Genomic DNA, 17,481 nt, shown 5'->3' with positions numbered 1-17,481 from the left:
GCACAGGAGATAATTATCTATGGCATTACCTTTCATTATTTTGGGCGTCGCGGCAGCGGCAACAGCTTTTGGTGGCAAAAAAGCGTATGACGGCTACCAGAAAAAATCGGAAGCCGACGACGTATTAGATCGCGCACAGCGTCGTTTTGATAAGCATAAAGATAGTTTTGAGACAGCTAACAAGACGACGTCGGAAAAACTCGCAGAATTAGGCGAAGTGGAACTGAAAATCGGTAATGATTTCAATGAATTCAATACAATAGCCATTGATCTTCTTGAGCGAATGGCAAAGGATGGGCATAAGAATCTCAAGCTGACGGTACCAAAGCACAGCATTAATAAGATTCAGAACCTGGCTATTTCGGCAACAGAATACCTGACCACGGTCGTCGGTGCAGGCGTGTCTGGTGCCGCCGCCGGTTTTGCCGTGTACAGCGGAGTGATGGCTTTTGCTGCCGCCTCTACCGGAACGCCGATTGCGGCGCTGTCGGGTGCGGCAGCTTATAATGCCACGATGGCGGCAATTGGCGGCGGTTCGCTGGCTGCAGGTGGTTGGGGGATGGCAGGCGGCGCGATGGTGCTTGGCGGTGCAGTGGTGGCTCCACTGATTGCTATTGCTGGCTGGGCCTACGATAACCATGCGGAAAAAGCGCTCAACAACGCCTACCAAAGCTCCCGTGAAGTAACCGCGGCGGTAGAGAAAATGAATGCAGCTGAAGCGCATCTGACAAAGGTGCAGCAATATGTAAATAGCATTTATGAATCGATCACCGGTATGCATGCCGTCTTCGTTCAGCACTATTTTGAGCCGCTGAAAGCGATGCACGCGGTCATCGTCGAACGTCATCAAAAAAATATCACCACCGAAATTGATGAGTCGGAAGAGATCATGACGCTTATCGACCACGGCTACGAATTAGCTGCCATCATGACCGACGTGATTACCACACCACTATTCAAACCGGTGACGCAGGAAAACGGCGAAGCCGTTATTGAAGATGGCGTGATCCAGCTGCAGACCGACAGCAACGGTATGAATCTGCTTAACAAAGAGGCGCTGGATGAAAAACTGACGGCATCAGCCTCTGATTTCGACACGTTTTCCTCTCGTATTTAATCGACTGGCCGGGCTAACCAGCCCGGCATTGCTATGGGTAGAGCACAATGAACGCAGCCAGGTTTGACTGGGGTGAAGAGTTACATCAGACGGTGGTCAAGAGCCTCACCACCTCGTTTGGGTTAGATTTTCTCTTGCTGGAGGATAAGCACGGCGGCGATGTGAATACCATTCACAATGTCCGTCAGGGGGTGTATGCCACAGATGCCGAACGTCAACGGTATGAACAGCGCGAAGGGTATGATTCGCATCATTACCACAGCCACGAAAACTACATCGCCACCAACCGAGCAGGAAAAAAGGCGCATGAGGTCGGTACGCTAACTGATACCTATACCGGTGAACATTTTGCGGCCAATGATAAAAAAAATCTCGACCACATTATTTCCGCCCATGAGATTCACAACGATCCCGGACGTGTTCTCGCCGAGTGCGATGGCGCCGATCTGGCCAATGACTCATCGAATCTTACTTTCACGAATGAGTCGCTAAATAAGGCGAAGAAGGCGAAAACGATGGATGCCTTCGTGCAAACGCTGCAAGACCAGCATGCCGCCACAACGCAGGAAATTGCCCGGTTACGCAGCCAGCCAGCACTCTCCGAGCAAGAACAGAAGCAACTGAATAAGCTGGAAAATAAAGCTGCCGCTGATTTTGAACGCATGAAAGAGGCGGATAAGCAGGCGCGGGCAAAATACAACAGCACTATCCACCAAGAGTATTACACCAGCAGCAAGTTTGCGAAGAATGTCGCCAGCGCTACGCTGAACAACGCCTTTCGCATGGGAACGCGGCAGATGCTTGGACTCATTCTGGCGGAGACCTGGTTTGAATTTCGCGAGCGTATTCCAGTGATGTTTGAGAAACATCGTCGCGCATTTGATGCCGGAGATTTCCTGCAGGATGCTACTGAAGCATTACGCGCCGTTTGGTTGCGGGTACAAACCAAATTTCACACCTTCCTTACCTCCTTTAAAGACGGTGCGATTGGCGGCATGCTGTCCAGCATTACAACTACGCTCTTCAATATCTTCTTTACCACAAAGAAAATGATGGTGAGGCTCATTCGCGAGATGTGGAACAACCTGGTGCAGGCCTTCAAAGTGATGGTTTTTAATCCAGAGGGTTTGCCACCGGGGCAGTTGGCGAAGGCGGTCAGTAAGCTGGTGGCTGCCGGGGTGGCTGTCGCAGCGGGTGTCGTGGTTAACGAAGCATTAGCAAAAATTCTCGTTTTTCCCTTTGGCCCGGAATTAGCCGCCTTCTGCGGCGCGCTGGCGACCGGTATCCTGACGCTAGTGATGAACTATTTTCTCGAACACAGCGCGTTGATGAAAAAAGTCTGGGCGTTTCTGGACACCTTTAAAGATAAGTACCAGAAAGCGCTTGAGTATTATCAACAGGTTAATACCGAACTCGATCGTTACCTACTGGAGCTTACGGCGCTGGAATTCGCGATAGATTCGTCAGCGTTGACGCGATTTACCCTGCATCTTAACGTAGTGAATAGCGAAATTAAGCGTGGCTTGTTGCTGCAAGCCGAGGTCGACCGCCGGAATATCGCACTGCCGTTTGAGGCCGGAAATACCCGCTCCGTACGTAACTGGTTAAGCAAGTTATGACACTCACTCCGGAATTTCCCTGCAACCAGTGCGGCGCCTGCTGTCGTCACGTCGATCGCGCCAGTGAAACACAGTTCCTCGATCGAGGCGACGGTATTTGTCAGCACTATCAGATGGAGACAAAGCTGTGCGCAATTTATGAAACGCGTCCGCTGATTTGCCATGTTGAGAAGCAGTATCAGCTTAACTACCAGCAGCATTATAGCTGGCAGGAGTTCATTACGCTGAATCGTGAGGCATGTCTGATTCTTGAAAAGCTCTAAAGCGAAAAAGGGAGGGAAATCTGATGGAACATAACAATTCTTCACTGGTTGAGTGGCTACCGGAATTTTTTCAGCAATGGCCGCAAAACATGGCGTGGGCCAGAGAAAAAGACAAAAAAATAAATATTGATGCCACCCATTTAGCGGAGTTTTTCAGCCAACTCTCTGAGCCACTGAAAGTTGTGCAGAATCGCTCTTTATCTTTTGATCCATGGGAAGTTGCAGGCCTTGGGCGTAAAGAAGTTCGCAACACGGCAATCCTGGCCTGGCTTCTTGACCCCGAAGGAACTCATGGTTTTGGGAGACTACCTTTAAAAGCATTTCTTAGTGGTATAAGGCACAAAAGGAATGATATCCCTGAAGATTATCACCACTATTGTCGGGTTCAGGTCGAAACGAATCCCACTGGGGATAGTACTAATCGTGTCGATATTGAAATCGATGCGGATAATTTTTTTCTGCTTGTCGAAGTGAAAATTGATGCCTGTGAGCAGCAGGAACAAGTCGCCCGATATTGTTCTGATGCCAAAATACGTGCCATATCACGCCCCTGGGCCGTTGTATTTTTAACGCCCCATGGTGGAAAACCGTTTACCAGTGGGTCGGCTTTTACACCTGAGGATGTCCCCTGCCTTTCATGGCGGCAACTTGCCACAACCCTGGAGGTTTCACTGCAACCGTATTACAAAGAACTTATTGCAGACGATAAATCCTCACCTTCGCGTCAAATGGCTGCACATGCCGTATTTTGCTTTCTTAATCGGATTCGTACATTTTAATCAAAGGGAATAGACATGAATCAACACAGCGATGTAGAACGTCAGGCCGGTACACTGATTCTCTCACAACTAAAGATGTTTAACGAAGCTGTAGTTTATTTTGAACAGCATTTAAGCCCGGTATTCTGGAAAAGCTTTGATCAGTGTATTGAACGATTTATGAAAGACAATAACTGGACTGGCAAAGCCAATTATGAGCGCCAGGACTATTGCTGGCTGGCGCATCCCGGCTGGGTCATTGAAGGTGTTAACTGCAAATGTTGGTTTGAGAGCAGTTCAACAGTTAGTGAAGGAAATGATTATATTTTGGCGGTCCTGACGGGTACAGGAACCGAACAGGGTCAGTTCGGTTTTGAGTTTAAACTGAATGCCGGATATTTTGGTGGGGTCAGGAAGATAGCCAACTACGCCAATACTATTCAGCAATCCTATCGTGAGCAACTTCATGAATTAGGACTATTGGATCAAGGGAAAGGTAACTATTTCCTACCTGTCACTATTGAATCTAATTTACTTACTGAATGCTGGAAAGAGTATGGTGAATTTCCTGTGGAACATGAAGTATTTTCGCCATTGCGAACTGTTCTTGAGAAAATGCTGCAAGCTACAAAAATTCTGGATGCCATATTTTTTTCAGAAGCACAGACTGCAGTAAGTGAGTCCGTTTAAATAATGAATATCACCTGATTCAGTTTGGCCTTTCTGATGGAGGAAAGGCCAGTGCTACACATAATAAATCATCCTCGGCTACAGCCGAAGTTACGTTCTCCATCGCCAACGAATTTAGTACGTACCTTTCTCATATAATCAATCCGATTCATGGGGTTGATCTCTGTTTTAGTACTGCACTGATTTTAGGCCAGGGTCCAGAGAGGCGGGCTGTTCTGCCTATCCTTTATGGCAGAAATGGATGCTCCCACATCGGAGGTGAGAGCATCGGGAATAAGGTGATCTTTTAAAGCGTGTTCAGCCTATACCAGAGCCTGAAGTTGCTCACGCATATAGGAAGTAAAAAATTCAGGGTTTTTGATCAGTACACGCTCCCCTGACGCAATTTTTTCAGCCCATCCGGCCACTTTTTTGGTGAATTCGGGGTTCCACCCCTCCTGCTCGCCTCGTGCAGTAATCTCGGCTGCGCTGGCTGGCACACCTAACTCATTCAAATATTTCAAAATTCCCTTTGTGGTACTTTCATCCATTGAGTCTGGGGGGGCGACGGATGTATTCATACCGTTAATGAAATCCAGTGCTTTCTCAATTGCTGTTGGCATGCTCTTATCCTTAAAATTAACCACGTAAACATCACATCTACACTATGACCTTAAACCGATCTTAATATCAAAGAAATCATTAAATTTATGTCGGTTTACGCGGTTCATTCCTTCGTTTCTGATTCATTGGTACGTAACGGCGCGAGGGTTCTGGCGATGCCATATCTATGCTGACAGCACCGACGCAACACGGTTCGTGGTCGTCGGGCAAGCCTCATCGTTGGCTCCCCTAATTGCATTGTTAGGGAGATTGCTGATGAATTAATCGAGCGATGGCTTGTTGTGCCAGTAGGCTGCCGCCCGCACCAAATGAGGATCAAAAGCCTCAGTATCGAACCGTTGACTGAGGTTTTTGACAACCTTCCCTTCACCGGTGATCCAGATGAAATAATCTTCTGCAGGGATCGAAAGCTGTGACAATCGCGCATCCACCGCCTGCTCGTCCTGTCCGACGAACCACTCAATCGCAAATCCATCAAGATGGGAGAGGTAATCCTGATACGCCGCGTTTTGCACACTGACCAGCGCCGTGACATTCGGGCGCACGGTCAGGCGACTGATCGCCTCCAGGCGGCGGCGCAATGCCGGCATTCCCGATTCATCACAAACATAAACCTGGTATGCGTAATCTTCTGGCACCACCAGCGAACCGCGCGGTCCGCCAATCGTGAGGGTGCCCCCCTCGCGGGCCTGTTTTGCCCAGGTGCTCGCCACCCCGCCATCATGGAGATAAAAGTCCAGCGCCAGTTCATGGCGTTCCTCATCGTATAACGGTGTGTAATCACGTGTTGTTGGGCGAATGCCATCCGCCCAGACGATACCTTCGTCAGTTACCGTCGGCGGTACAAAGTGACTGCCCGGTGCCGGGAAAAAGACCTTGGTGTGATCGTCAAATCCCAGTGAGCGAAAGCCTTCCAGAGCATCACCACCCAGCACAATACGCTGAAAACCCGCGCTGATACGTTCAACACGCAGGACGGTCAGTTCGCGAAAGCGCAGTTCATTACGAACGCGCTGTGGATAGTGTGAGGTTTTTTTGGTCATTCTTTTCGCCTTCGTGAATATATTACGATATATCTAAATTTTTTATCGCAAATGATAATGATTGTTAATTGAAAATATTGCAAGATTTTTATGATATACATCGCGTTCTTCACCTTGTAACCACAAACAAAATAAAAACAAATAAATTCATATAGATATAAAACAACCCCACTTAAAACTTGCATAGCAAAAACATTTAGATATAAATTAGATATATCGAAATAACATCAGGAGATGATCATGCAACATCCACATGAGGGTTGCTGTAAAGGCAAAGGACATCAGCACGAAGGCTGCCATCACGAGCATCATCAAGAGGGCTGCTGTAAAGGTGAAGGACATCAGCACGATGGCGGTCATCAAGAGCATCATCAAGAAGGTTGCTGTAAAGGTGAAGGACATCAGCACGAAGGCTGTCATCAAGAGCATCATCAAGAAGGTTGCGGCAGGGAACGCCATCACGGCCATGAACATGGCTGCGAGCATCGCCACGGTCGGGGCGGAGGCGGACGCCGCCAGCGATTTTTCGGCCACGGCGAGTTACGTCTGGTGATTCTGGATATCCTGACCCGCGACGCGAGCCACGGCTATGAGCTTATCAAAGCCATTGAAACACTGACGCAGGGTAACTACACCCCAAGCCCGGGCGTGATTTATCCGACGCTGGATTTCCTGCAAGATCAGGAATTTATCCGCATTAGCGAAGAAGAAGGCGGTCGGAAGAAGATAGCCATCACCCAGGCCGGACAGCAGTGGCTGGATGAAAATAATGAACAGCTCGAACGTATTCAGGAGCGCGTAAAAGCACGCTGCGTGGGCTTCGAATTACGTAAAAACCCGCAGATGAAGCGGGCGCTGGATAACTTCAAAGCCGTGCTGGATCTGCGGGTGAATCAGGCTGATATCAGTGAAGCACAGATCAAAAAAATCATCGGTGTGATTGACCGTGCATCGCTGGACATCACCCAACTCGATTAAACGGGCTGTGTATTCGCGTCCCTGCCCCCGCCTCCCTCTGGAGGCGAGATAAACCGCGTCAGGGACGCGGACTCAGTGCAGAACCGTGACGGCATCTTCCAGACGGCTGGCGCGGTGTCTCACCATTGCTGAAACTCTGGCGCTCTCTTCCACCAGTTCGGCATTCTTATGTGTGATGTTATTTAACTCATCCACCGCCAGCGTCAGGCTGGAAAGCCCGTCCGACTGCTCAAGCGTCGAATGACTGATTTGGGCGATGAGCTGAGTAACGTTTTGCACCTGCGCCACAATGTCATCCATCGTCCTTCCTGCCGCATGAACCTGTTCTGAGCCAGACTGTACCCGGGAAGCACTGGCATCAATTAGCTTACGAATATCGTTCGCCGCGCTGGCGCTTCGGCTGGCAAGGTGGCGAACCTCTCCGGCGACGACGGCGAATCCTTTGCCCTGTTCACCAGCTCGTGCAGCTTCGACTGCGGCATTCAGCGCCAGAATATTGGTCTGAAACGCGATATCGTTAATGAGTGCAGTGATCGTGCCGATCCGTTGCGTACTGTCGGCAATGTCATCCATCGTTTTGATGACGGTCTCCATCGCTTCCCCACCCTGAGTTGCCGCACCGCTGGCCGCGATGGAAAGTTTGTCGGCAGCCGATGCGGTGGCAGTATTTTTCTTTACCGACTCCGCCATCTGGTTCATGGTCGTTACAGTTTGCTGCACATTTTCCACCGTCTGGCGGGTATGTTTGTTCAGATCGTCGTTCCCTTTCGCCAGGGTTTCACTGCCATTTCTGACGCTGGAAACCTGACTTGAGACATCATTGATGAGCCAGCGACACATCAACCCGAGCTGACCCACAGCCCGCAGCGTCAAACCCAACTCGTCGCTGCGATTCAGATGCGTCACACTGTTACGATCCCCTGTCGCCACCTTCAATGCCTGCCGGGCCACATTTTCAATCGGACGCACAATTTGCCACTCAAATATTGCCGTCCCCAGCAGCATGACCAGCGCGCCGATCACGATTGACGCCACAGGCGCATTTTGCTGCATCAGGCTCGCCGCCAGTACCGCGAAGATAAACACCATCACACAACGTACCCGCCAGCGGATAGGGAGCGCCGGAAGTTTGCCTAACCAGCCCTTACGCACCACCAGCCCTTTGTGGAGGCGTTTACGGCAGCGTCCTTCCTTCAGAGCGTGATACAACGGCTCAACCGCCGCAATTTCATCTTCCGTCGCGCGGATACGAATGGACATATACCCGGTCACTTTTCCCTCGCGAACCATCGGCACCGCGTTGGCGCGGATCCAGTAGTGATCGCCATTCTTGCAGCGATTTTTCACGATGCCGCTCCACGGTTCCCCTTGTTGCAGGGTGTACCACATATCCGCAAATGCCGCTTTCGGCATATCTGGATGACGCACAAGGTTATGCGGCTGCGCCTGGAGTTCGCTCAACGAATAGCCGCTCACCTGCACGAAGGTGTCATTCGCATGCGTGATATAGCTGTGTAAATCAGTCGTGGACATGAGGGTCGTATCGTCGTCCAGCGGAATGCTTTTCTGGCTGACGTAGAGATGAGAAGACATGATCGCGTCCTATGCAGGTTATTTTGGTGTTAACTTTTCTGTCAGATGTTATTTCGGCGCTAATCGATTTATCTTTAGTTGTTAAAATTGATTTAGATCGCAATTTGCGATTAAACCTCAATATTTGTACGCAATCTAATCCATTGATTTAAATTACTTTCATTGCGTAACTATCAAGCCATGCTGAATCCTCCGCCCTATTTTTGGGCGTTTTTTGCACTTTTTCGGGGCGTTTTGCGGGTAAAAATGGGCGCATCTGCGTACGTAAAGTCGGTTATGCCGTCTCGATTGTTAACAAATAAGATTAAATGTTGCGTAAATGCGATTATTCCTGGTGTTTATCCCGATTTTCATGAACGCCTTCGGGATGGCGCAATCCCTGCAATACTTAAATCGGTATCATGTGATACGCGATCCCCGGGAGCACATTTTGAACAGGTTACCTTCCAGCGCCTCAGCCTTAGCCTGCAGCGCGCACGCACTGAATCTCATTGAGAAGCGAACGCTTGATCATGAGGAGATGAAAGCACTGAACCGAGAGGTGATTGAGTATTTCAAAGAGCACGTCAATCCGGGGTTTTTAGAGTACCGAAAATCTGTGACTGCAGGCGGGGATTACGGAGCCGTAGAGTGGCAAGCAGGAGGTCTGAATACGCTTGTCGACACTCAGGGACAGGAGTTTGTTGATTGCCTGGGTGGTTTTGGAATTTTCAACGTGGGGCACCGTAATCCAGTTGTGGTTTCCGCCGTACAGAATCAACTCGCGAAACAACCATTGCATAGTCAGGAATTACTTGACCCGCTTCGTGCCATGCTGGCGAAAACACTCGCCGCGCTGGCGCCCGGTAAACTGAAATACAGCTTCTTCTGTAACAGTGGAACAGAGTCTGTGGAGGCCGCGCTGAAGCTGGCGAAGGCGTATCAGTCGCCGCGTGGCAAATATACCTTCATCGCCACCAGCGGCGCGTTCCACGGAAAATCGCTGGGTGCACTTTCCGCGACGGCAAAATCCACCTTCCGTAAACCGTTTATGCCGCTGCTGCCGGGGTTCCGTCATGTGCCTTTTGGTAACGTAGAGGCCATGCGTACCGCGCTTAGCGAGTGTAAAAAAACCGGTGACGATGTGGCCGCCGTCATTCTGGAACCGATCCAGGGCGAAGGTGGGGTGATCCTGCCGCCGCCAGGTTATCTGACCGCCGTGCGTAAACTCTGCGATGAGTTCGGCGCGTTGATGATTCTGGATGAAGTGCAGACCGGAATGGGACGCACCGGCAAAATGTTCGCCTGTGAGCATGAGAATGTGCAACCTGACATTCTGTGCCTGGCAAAAGCGCTGGGGGGCGGGGTGATGCCGATTGGCGCCACTATCGCAACCGAAGAAGTGTTCTCGGTGTTGTTCGACAACCCCTTCCTGCATACCACGACGTTTGGCGGTAACCCGCTGGCCTGTGCGGCGGCGTTGGCCACCATTAACGTGCTGCTGGAGCAGAACTTACCGGCTCAGGCGGAACAGAAAGGTGACATCCTGCTGGATGGTTTCCGTCAGTTGGGTCGGGAATATCCGGATCTGATCCAGGAAGCGCGTGGGAAAGGAATGCTGATGGCGATTGAGTTTGTCGATAACGAGATCGGCTACAACTTTGCCAGCGAGATGTTCCGCCAGCGCGTACTGGTTGCCGGAACGCTCAACAACGCGAAAACGATTCGTATCGAACCGCCGCTCACGCTGACTATTGAGCAGTGTGAACTGGTACTCAAAGCGACTCGCAAAGCGTTGGCGGCCATGCGCGTCAGCGTGGAGCAAGTGTGACAGATGCCGGATGGCAGCGACGTTCTTAACCGGCCTACGCAGGCACCGCACCGTAGGCCGGATAAGATGCATTAGCATCGCCATCCGGCCTGTTCACACCACTCACACAATCCGCACACCAGCGGGCATCACACGTTCCGGCGTCAACAGGACGCTCTCGCTACCATCGTCGGTTTCGGCGCACAGCAACATGCACTCCGAGGTTTCGCCGCGCATTTTGGCTTTGGCGAGATTACACAGCACCACCACCGTTTTCCCTGCCAGTTCCTCCTCACTGTAGTAAGGCACCAGGCTGGTGACGGTTTGCAACGTCCGCTCACCAACATCGACCTGAACGATATAAAGCTTATCGGCGTTTTCATGGCGCTTAACCTGAACAATTTTTCCAACCCGTATTTCCAGTCGGGCGAACTCCTCAAATGCGACAGTATCCATTTTTCCTCCGCTAGTAAAAATTTACTAAATCATAGCAAAATGTTTTCCTTTCACTTCGCTGAAATAAGGGAAAATGACGTGCAGATCACACTCTTCAGGCAAGGATTTACCCCGTGCGAGTCAAATAAACACGCTTTATTTACTGAAAACAGATGAATAGATAAGCACTTCCTTTACAATGAAAACGCTACTCAGGGAAAAGTCGAAAAAGGTAATTATGGCAACACTTAAAGATATTGCACTCGAAGCTGGCGTATCCCTGGCGACCGTGTCGCGGGTTTTAAACGATGACCCCACGCTGAATGTCAAAGAAGAGACCAAACATCGCATTCTGGAGATTGCGGAGAAGCTGGAGTACAAAACCAGCAGCGCCCGTAAGAGCCAGTCTGCCACGGTGAGTCTGCAACATATTCTGGCGATCTACAGCTACCAGCAGGAGCTGGAGATTAACGATCCTTACTATCTCGCGATCCGTCACGGGATTGAAACACAGTGCGAAAAACTCGGGATCGAGCTGACCAACTGCTATGAACACAGCGGATTGCCGGAAATCAGGAACATCACGGGCATTTTGATCGTCGGTAAACCCTCTAGCGAACTGCGTGACGCGGCAACGGCGTTAACTGACAATATCTGCTTTATCGACTTTCATGAATCCAGCAGCGAATATGACGCCATCGACATCGATCTGGCGCGGATAAGCAAAGAAATCATCGACTTTTTCATCGCGCAGGGCATGAACCGTATCGGCTTTATTGGCGGAGAAGATGAACCCGGCAAAGCGGATATCCGCGAAGCGGCATTTGTGGAATATGGCCGCCTGAAGAAAGTTGTCCGTGAAGAGGATATCTGGCGCGGTGGCTTCTCCAGCTCATCGGGATATAAGTTGGCAAAACAGATGCTGGCCAAAGATGATTTCCCCAGCGCGCTGTTTGTCGCCTCCGACTCTATCGCCATTGGCGTGCTGCGTGCCATCCATGAACGTGGGCTGGAGATTCCCCGCGATATTTCACTGATCAGCGTAAACGACATCCCAACCGCGCGGTTTACCTTTCCTCCCCTCTCCACCGTACGTATTCATTCTGAAATGATGGGCAGCCAGGGCGTAAACCTGCTGTATGAAAAAGCCCGCGACGGGCGCGCACTCCCGCTTTTAGTCTTCGTTCCCAGCAAGTTAAAGCTGCGCGGCACCACCCGCTAATCCCCCTTTTCTCCCGCCCGGCGACTTAGCACGCCGGGCGCGCATTTTCATTCACCCGCTGCCCGCTTACGCGCTGGTTTTGTGATCAAGTTAAAGTTAATCATCTTTATTGCTATATTTTAGTAAAACTTTTACTAAAATCACTTCCAATAACACTTACTCACCATCTACATGAATGGTTCCGATTTCTCTCCACCGGGAGGCCCTATGAATCGCTGGGAAAACATTCAGCTCACCCACGAAAATCGACTGGCGCCACGTGCGTACTTTTTTTCTTATGATTCGGTTGCCCAGGCTCGCTCATTTGTTCGCGAAACCAGCAGCTACTTTTTGCCGTTGAGCGGTCAGTGGAACTTCCAGTTCTTTGACCATCCGCTGCAGGTACCGGACGCGTTTACTACTGAGTATATGAATGACTGGGGGTCTATTACGGTTCCCGGCATGTGGCAGATGGAAGGCCACGGAAAGCTCCAGTACACCGACGAAGGGTTCCCGTTCCCGATCGATGTGCCTTATGTTCCCAGCGATAACCCCACCGGCGCATACCAGCGTATTTTTACCCTTAGCGAAGACTGGAAAGACAAGCAGACGATTATCAAGTTTGACGGTGTCGAAACCTATTTCGAAGTCTACGTTAACGGCCATTATGTTGGGTTCAGCAAAGGCAGTCGTCTGACAGCAGAGTTCGATATTAGCGCAGTCGCCACGACAGGCGACAACCTGCTGTGCGTGCGGGTCATGCAGTGGGCGGACTCCACCTATATTGAAGATCAGGATATGTGGTGGTCTGCGGGGATCTTCCGCGACGTTTATCTGGTCGGTAAGCATGCAACCCACATTCAGGATTTTACCGTCCGTACCGATTTTCACGACAACTACCGCGACGCCAAGCTGAGCTGTCAGATGACGCTGGAAAACCTGGGCTGTGTCCCGGCGCTCACCTCGCTGGAATATACCCTGTTTGACGGCGAGCGTGTCGTTCACACCGGCGTTATCGAAACGCTAAACGTAGACGGGCTCACCCACGCTGATTTTGCGATTGAAGTGAACGCGCCACAACAGTGGTCCGCAGAGTCGCCGTATCTCTACCATCTGGTGATGGTGCTGAAAGACGCCAACGGTAATATCCTGGAAGTGGTGCCACAGCGCGTCGGGTTCCGCGATATTAAAGTTCGCGACGGGCTGTTTTACATAAACAACCGCTATGTGATGCTGCACGGCGTCAACCGTCACGATAATGATCATCTCAAAGGCCGCGCGGTCGGGATGGATCGCGTCGAAAAAGATCTGTTGCTGATGAAGCAGCACAACATCAACTCAGTGCGTACCGCGCATTACCCTAACGATCCCCGTTTTTACGAACTGTGCGATATCTATGGCCTGTTTGTGATGGCGGAAACCGATGTTGAATCGCATGGATTTGCCAACGTCGGCAATATCAGCCAGATCACCGACGATCCCGCCTGGGAACATGTGTATGTTGAGCGCATTGTGCGCCACGTCCACGCGCAGAAAAACCATCCTTCGATCATTATCTGGTCGCTCGGTAACGAGTCCGGATACGGCTGTAATATCCGTGCCATGTACCACGCCGCCAAAGCGCTGGACGACACACGACTGATTCATTACGAAGAAGATCGCGACGCGGAAGTCGTGGATATCATCTCCACCATGTACACCCGTGTACCGCTGATGAACGAATTTGGTGAGTATCCTCATCCCAAGCCGCGCATTATCTGCGAATACGCCCACGCAATGGGTAACGGTCCAGGCGGACTGACGGAGTATCAAAACGTTTTTTACCAGCATGACTGCATCCAGGGCCACTATGTATGGGAATGGTGCGACCACGGCATTCAGGCAAAAGATGACAACGGTAACGTCTGGTACAAATTCGGCGGTGATTACGGTGATTACCCGAACAACTACAACTTCTGCCTCGATGGTCTGATTTATTCCGATCAAACACCGGGGCCGGGTCTGAAAGAGTACAAACAGGTTATCGCGCCGGTGAAGGTTCACGCGGTGGATCTGGCGCGCGGCGAACTGCGGGTGGAAAACAAGCTGTGGTTTACCACCCTCGACGATTACACCCTGCACATTGACGTTCGCGCAGAAGGCGAAACGCTCTCCACACAGAGCATCAAACTGCACGGTGTCGCGCCAGACAGTGACGCGCTCGTGACATGCGCGCTGCCGACGCTGGACGCCCGCGAAGCGTTCCTCAATATCACCGTGACGAAAGATTCCCGTACGCTCTACAGCGACGCCGGACATCACATCGCCACTTACCAGTTCCCGCTGAAGGCTCGCACCACCGCACCGGTGCCGTTCAGCCAGAAAAATGCGCGTCCTCTGACTCTGGAAGAAGATCGCCAGCACTGTACTATTGGGGGTTTTAACTTCGCGCTGACCTTCTCAAAGCTGAGTGGAAAACCCACCTCCTGGCAGGTTAACGGTGAGGAGCTGATCACCCGTGAGCCGAAGATTAACTTCTTCAAGCCGATGATTGATAACCACAAACAGGAGTTTGAAGGTCTCTGGCAGCCGAACCATTTGCAGATCATGCAGGAGCATTTGCGCGATTTCGCCATTGAACAATCTGACGACGCGATTCTTATCACCAGCCGCACCATCATCGCGCCGCCGGTGTTTGATTTCGGGATGCGCTGCACCTATCGCTGGCGCATTGCGGCGGACGGTCAGGTGAATGTCGAGCTTTCGGGCGAGCGTTACGGCGAGTACCCGCACATTATTCCGTGCATCGGTTTCACGTTGGGCATCAACGGCGCGCTCGACCAGGTCGCTTACTATGGCCGTGGTCCGGGTGAAAACTACGCCGACAGTCAGCAGGCCAATATCATCGACATCTGGCGTGCTACCGTGGATGAGATGTTCGAGAACTATCCCTTCCCGCAAAACAACGGCAACCGCCAGCATGTGCGCTGGGCTGCGCTAACTAATCGTCACGGCAATGGCCTACTGGTTGTGCCGCAACAGCCGATCAACTTTAGCGCCTGGCACTACGCTACAGAGGATATTCATTCCGCACAGCATTGTAATGAGCTGCAGCGTCGCGATGACATCACGCTGAATCTGGACCACCAGTTGCTCGGGCTTGGTTCTAACTCCTGGGGAAGCGAAGTGCTTGATAGCTGGCGCGTCTGGTTTAGACCTTTCCGCTACGGTTTTACATTGCTGCCGGTTTCTGGCGGAGAAACCACCGCTCAGACCTACGCTTGTCACGCCTTTGGCGCGGGTTTCTTTTCCACGAATTTGCACAGCGAGAATGAAAAATGAGAATCCTCGATAACTTAGAACAGTTCCGACAACTCTACGCCTCCGGTCGGAAATGGCAGCGCTGCGTCGAAGCGATCGAAAATATTGATAACATTCGACCCGGTGTCGCCCATTCCATCGGCGATTCGCTCAGTTATCGCGTGGAAACCGATTCTGCCACCGATGCGCTATTTACCGGGCATCGCCGTTATTTTGACGTGCATTATTACTTACAGGGGCAGCAAAAAATTGAATTTGCGCCCAAGGATGAATTGCAAATTGTTGAATATTACCGTGATGAAACCGATCGCGAATACCTGAAAGGGTGCGGACAAACCGTCGAAGTGCATGAAGGCCAGATAGTTATTTGTGATAACCATGAGGCTTACCGTTTTATTTGCAATAACGCAGTTAAGAAAGTCGTACTCAGAGTGACCATCGAAGACGGTTACTTCCATAACAAATAAAAAAAACGGGCGATGTCAGAATGGTATCGCCCTACCCTACAAATGTTCGGAGATGTGTTATGTCTGATACCAAACGTAATACAATCGGTAAATTCGGTTTACTGTCACTCACGTTTGCCGCCGTTTATAGTTTCAATAACGTCATCAATAATAATATTGAGCTTGGGCTGGCATCCGCACCGATGTTTTTCCTGGCCACGATTTTTTATTTTATTCCCTTCTGCTTAATCATCGCGGAATTTGTCTCGCTGAATAAGAACTCAGAGGCAGGGGTTTATGCGTGGGTAAAAAGTTCGTTGGGCGGTCGCTGGGCGTTTATTACCGCCTACACCTACTGGTTCGTCAATCTGTTCTTTTTCACTTCGCTGCTGCCGCGCGTTATTGCCTATGCCTCTTACGCGTTTCTCGGCTACGAATATATTCTGACGCCGATTGCGACCACCGTCCTGAGTATGGTGCTGTTCGCCTTCTCAACCTGGGTCTCCACCAACGGGGCGAAAATGCTGGGCCCCATCACTTCAGTCACGTCCACGCTGATGCTGTTGCTCACCTTGTCCTACATTTTACTGGCAGGCACCGCGCTGGTTGGTGGCGTCCAGCCTGCCGATCCGATTACCGTTGATGCGATGATCCCGAATTTCAACTGGGCATTCCTCGGCATTACCACCTGGATTTTCATGGCCGCAGGCGGTGCAGAATCCGTCGCCGTTTACGTTAACGACGTCAAAGGCGGTTCGAAATCGTTCGTAAAAGTGATCATTATTGCCGGGATCTTTATCGGCGTGCTGTATTCCATTTCATCGGTGCTGATCAACGTCTTTGTCAGCAGCAAAGAGCTGAAGTTTACCGGCGGCTCTGTGCAGGTATTCCACGGCCTGGCCGCGTATTTCGGTCTGCCAGAACTCATCGTCAATCGTTTTGTCGGTCTAGTCTCCTTTACCGCCATGTTCGGCTCCTTGCTGATGTGGACCGCAACGCCGGTGAAAATTTTCTTCTCTGAGATCCCGGAAGGTATTTTCGGCAAGAAAACCGTCTCGCTGAATGAAAACGGCGTACCGGCGCGAGCCGCCTGGATCCAGTATCTGATTGTTATTCCGCTGATGATAATCCCAATGCTCGGCTCCAATACCGTGCAGGATCTTATGAACACCATCATTAATATGACTGCCGCTGCCTCCATGCTGCCGCCGCTGTTTATTATGCTGGCTTATCTGAATCTGCGGGTAAAACTGGATCATTTACCGCGCGACTTCCGCATGGGATCACAACGCACCGGCATTATTGTGGTTTCCATGCTGATTGCGCTGTTTACCGTCGGATTTATCGCCTCTACGTTCCCTACCGGCGGTAACATCATGACCATTATTTTTTATAACGTGGGTGGCATTGTTATCTTCCTCGGTTTTGCCTGGTGGAAATACAGCAGGTATATAAAAGGCTTAACCAAAGAAGAGCAAGCAATCGAAGCCGCCCCCGCTTCAAACATTCAGTAACGACCAGCATACTAAAAAAAAAGCACCATCTCCGGTTTGCTCTCCCTTCGGGGGGAGCCTCTTTTTTGAATCCCATCACAATCATTACATTCCTCTTTTCCCTTTTGCGCGCCGACAGCTAAATTAGAACTC

Annotated in this window: 15 protein-coding genes and 1 pseudogene; 11 read left to right on the top strand and 5 right to left on the bottom strand. The window is 50.8% G+C overall.

All coding sequences use genetic code 11. The annotated features are described in order from the left end of the window. Positions 1-19 precede the first annotated feature (19 nt). From JM656_RS02860 to JM656_RS02840, 5 genes are read left to right on the top strand one after another with little or no spacing between them, the layout of a single operon-like run. On the top strand, positions 20-1,117 hold the full coding sequence (locus tag JM656_RS02860; RefSeq protein ID WP_203359923.1) for a chemotaxis protein: 1,098 nt from the start codon (positions 20-22) through the stop codon (positions 1,115-1,117). Between the two features lie 47 nt (positions 1,118-1,164). Then, entirely contained in the window at positions 1,165-2,736 is a 1,572-nt protein-coding gene (locus JM656_RS02855; RefSeq protein WP_203359922.1) for a cobalamin adenosyltransferase, read from the top strand. Beyond that, positions 2,733-2,999 (top strand): YkgJ family cysteine cluster protein, encoded by a 267-nt coding sequence (locus JM656_RS02850; protein WP_203359921.1) that lies wholly within the window; start codon positions 2,733-2,735, stop codon positions 2,997-2,999. The genes JM656_RS02855 and JM656_RS02850 overlap by 4 nt, the downstream gene beginning before the upstream one ends. 23 nt (positions 3,000-3,022) lie before the next feature. Then, on the top strand, positions 3,023-3,778 hold the full coding sequence (locus JM656_RS02845) for a PD-(D/E)XK nuclease family protein (protein ID WP_203359920.1): 756 nt from the start codon (positions 3,023-3,025) through the stop codon (positions 3,776-3,778). A gap of 15 nt (positions 3,779-3,793) precedes the next feature. Then, on the top strand, positions 3,794-4,447 hold the full coding sequence (locus JM656_RS02840) for a hypothetical protein (RefSeq protein WP_203359919.1): 654 nt from the start codon (positions 3,794-3,796) through the stop codon (positions 4,445-4,447). A gap of 68 nt (positions 4,448-4,515) precedes the next feature. Here JM656_RS02840 and JM656_RS02835 read toward each other — a convergent pair. The 3 genes and pseudogenes from JM656_RS02835 to JM656_RS02825 all read right to left on the bottom strand — a co-directional run. Continuing rightward, positions 4,516-4,599, bottom strand: a pseudogene (locus JM656_RS02835) (inovirus-type Gp2 protein); the annotation flags it as partial. Positions 4,600-4,749: 150 nt separating this feature from the next. Further along, positions 4,750-5,073 carry a DUF1889 family protein gene (locus tag JM656_RS02830; RefSeq protein ID WP_192613537.1) on the bottom strand — a complete coding sequence of 108 codons (324 nt, stop codon included), beginning with the start codon at positions 5,071-5,073 and terminating at the stop codon, positions 4,750-4,752. A 237-nt stretch (positions 5,074-5,310) separates the two neighbouring features. Next, a complete protein-coding gene (locus JM656_RS02825; protein ID WP_203359918.1) occupies positions 5,311-6,093 on the bottom strand; it encodes a siderophore-interacting protein in 783 nt (260 codons plus the stop codon). Between the two features lie 240 nt (positions 6,094-6,333). On the opposite strand from JM656_RS02825, the gene JM656_RS02820 reads away from it, so the two are divergent. Beyond that, a complete protein-coding gene (locus JM656_RS02820) occupies positions 6,334-7,071 on the top strand; it encodes a PadR family transcriptional regulator (protein ID WP_203359917.1) in 738 nt (245 codons plus the stop codon). Between the two features lie 72 nt (positions 7,072-7,143). On the opposite strand, the gene JM656_RS02815 is transcribed toward JM656_RS02820, so the two are convergent. After that, on the bottom strand, positions 7,144-8,664 hold the full coding sequence (locus tag JM656_RS02815; protein ID WP_203359916.1) for a PAS domain-containing methyl-accepting chemotaxis protein: 1,521 nt from the start codon (positions 8,662-8,664) through the stop codon (positions 7,144-7,146). A 430-nt stretch (positions 8,665-9,094) separates the two neighbouring features. Between JM656_RS02815 and ygjG the strand changes: the two genes are divergently transcribed. Then, entirely contained in the window at positions 9,095-10,474 is a 1,380-nt protein-coding gene (ygjG, locus tag JM656_RS02810; protein WP_192613541.1) for a putrescine aminotransferase, read from the top strand. Between the two features lie 102 nt (positions 10,475-10,576). Here ygjG and JM656_RS02805 read toward each other — a convergent pair whose 3' ends face one another. Further along, entirely contained in the window at positions 10,577-10,909 is a 333-nt protein-coding gene (locus tag JM656_RS02805; RefSeq protein ID WP_203359915.1) for a tRNA-binding protein, read from the bottom strand. Between the two features lie 217 nt (positions 10,910-11,126). Here JM656_RS02805 and ebgR point away from each other — a divergent pair, with 217 nt between their 5' ends. The 4 genes from ebgR (at position 11,127) to JM656_RS02785 (ending at position 17,349) form a co-directional block, all read left to right on the top strand. Continuing rightward, complete coding sequence (gene ebgR / locus JM656_RS02800) at positions 11,127-12,110, top strand: transcriptional regulator EbgR (RefSeq protein ID WP_203359914.1); 984 nt, start codon at positions 11,127-11,129, stop codon at positions 12,108-12,110. Positions 12,111-12,317: 207 nt separating this feature from the next. Then, positions 12,318-15,410 (top strand): beta-galactosidase subunit alpha, encoded by a 3,093-nt coding sequence (gene ebgA / locus JM656_RS02795; RefSeq protein ID WP_203359913.1) that lies wholly within the window; start codon positions 12,318-12,320, stop codon positions 15,408-15,410. Further along, positions 15,407-15,856 (top strand): beta-galactosidase subunit beta, encoded by a 450-nt coding sequence (locus tag JM656_RS02790; protein ID WP_203359912.1) that lies wholly within the window; start codon positions 15,407-15,409, stop codon positions 15,854-15,856. Before ebgA ends, JM656_RS02790 begins: the two co-directional genes overlap by 4 nt. Before the next feature lie 59 nt (positions 15,857-15,915). Further along, complete coding sequence (locus JM656_RS02785) at positions 15,916-17,349, top strand: amino acid permease (RefSeq protein ID WP_203359911.1); 1,434 nt, start codon at positions 15,916-15,918, stop codon at positions 17,347-17,349. Positions 17,350-17,481 lie beyond the last annotated feature (132 nt).

Origin of the sequence: Citrobacter sp. R56 (assembly GCF_016811995.1) — a bacterium.
Classification (GTDB): Bacteria; Pseudomonadota; Gammaproteobacteria; order Enterobacterales; family Enterobacteriaceae; genus Citrobacter_D; species Citrobacter_D enshiensis.
Note: the sequence above shows the minus strand (reverse complement) of the source record. Positions and strands in the feature narration are given on the sequence as shown.

Bases quoted from the DNA above. Each gene is read 5' to 3' on its own strand.
- JM656_RS02815 (WP_203359916.1), bottom strand. From the start codon at position 8,664: ATGTCTTCTCATCTCTACGTCAGCCAGAAAAGCATTCCGCTGGACGAC.
- JM656_RS02825 (WP_203359918.1), bottom strand. From the start codon at position 6,093: ATGACCAAAAAAACCTCACACTATCCACAGCGCGTTCGTAATGAACTG.
- JM656_RS02845 (WP_203359920.1), top strand. From the start codon at position 3,023: ATGGAACATAACAATTCTTCACTGGTTGAGTGGCTACCGGAATTTTTT.
- JM656_RS02840 (WP_203359919.1), top strand. From the start codon at position 3,794: ATGAATCAACACAGCGATGTAGAACGTCAGGCCGGTACACTGATTCTC.
- JM656_RS02785 (WP_203359911.1), top strand. From the start codon at position 15,916: ATGTCTGATACCAAACGTAATACAATCGGTAAATTCGGTTTACTGTCA.
- ebgR (WP_203359914.1), top strand. From the start codon at position 11,127: ATGGCAACACTTAAAGATATTGCACTCGAAGCTGGCGTATCCCTGGCG.
- JM656_RS02805 (WP_203359915.1), bottom strand. From the start codon at position 10,909: ATGGATACTGTCGCATTTGAGGAGTTCGCCCGACTGGAAATACGGGTT.
- ebgA (WP_203359913.1), top strand. From the start codon at position 12,318: ATGAATCGCTGGGAAAACATTCAGCTCACCCACGAAAATCGACTGGCG.
- JM656_RS02855 (WP_203359922.1), top strand. From the start codon at position 1,165: ATGAACGCAGCCAGGTTTGACTGGGGTGAAGAGTTACATCAGACGGTG.
- JM656_RS02820 (WP_203359917.1), top strand. From the start codon at position 6,334: ATGCAACATCCACATGAGGGTTGCTGTAAAGGCAAAGGACATCAGCAC.
- JM656_RS02790 (WP_203359912.1), top strand. From the start codon at position 15,407: ATGAGAATCCTCGATAACTTAGAACAGTTCCGACAACTCTACGCCTCC.
- JM656_RS02860 (WP_203359923.1), top strand. From the start codon at position 20: ATGGCATTACCTTTCATTATTTTGGGCGTCGCGGCAGCGGCAACAGCT.
- JM656_RS02850 (WP_203359921.1), top strand. From the start codon at position 2,733: ATGACACTCACTCCGGAATTTCCCTGCAACCAGTGCGGCGCCTGCTGT.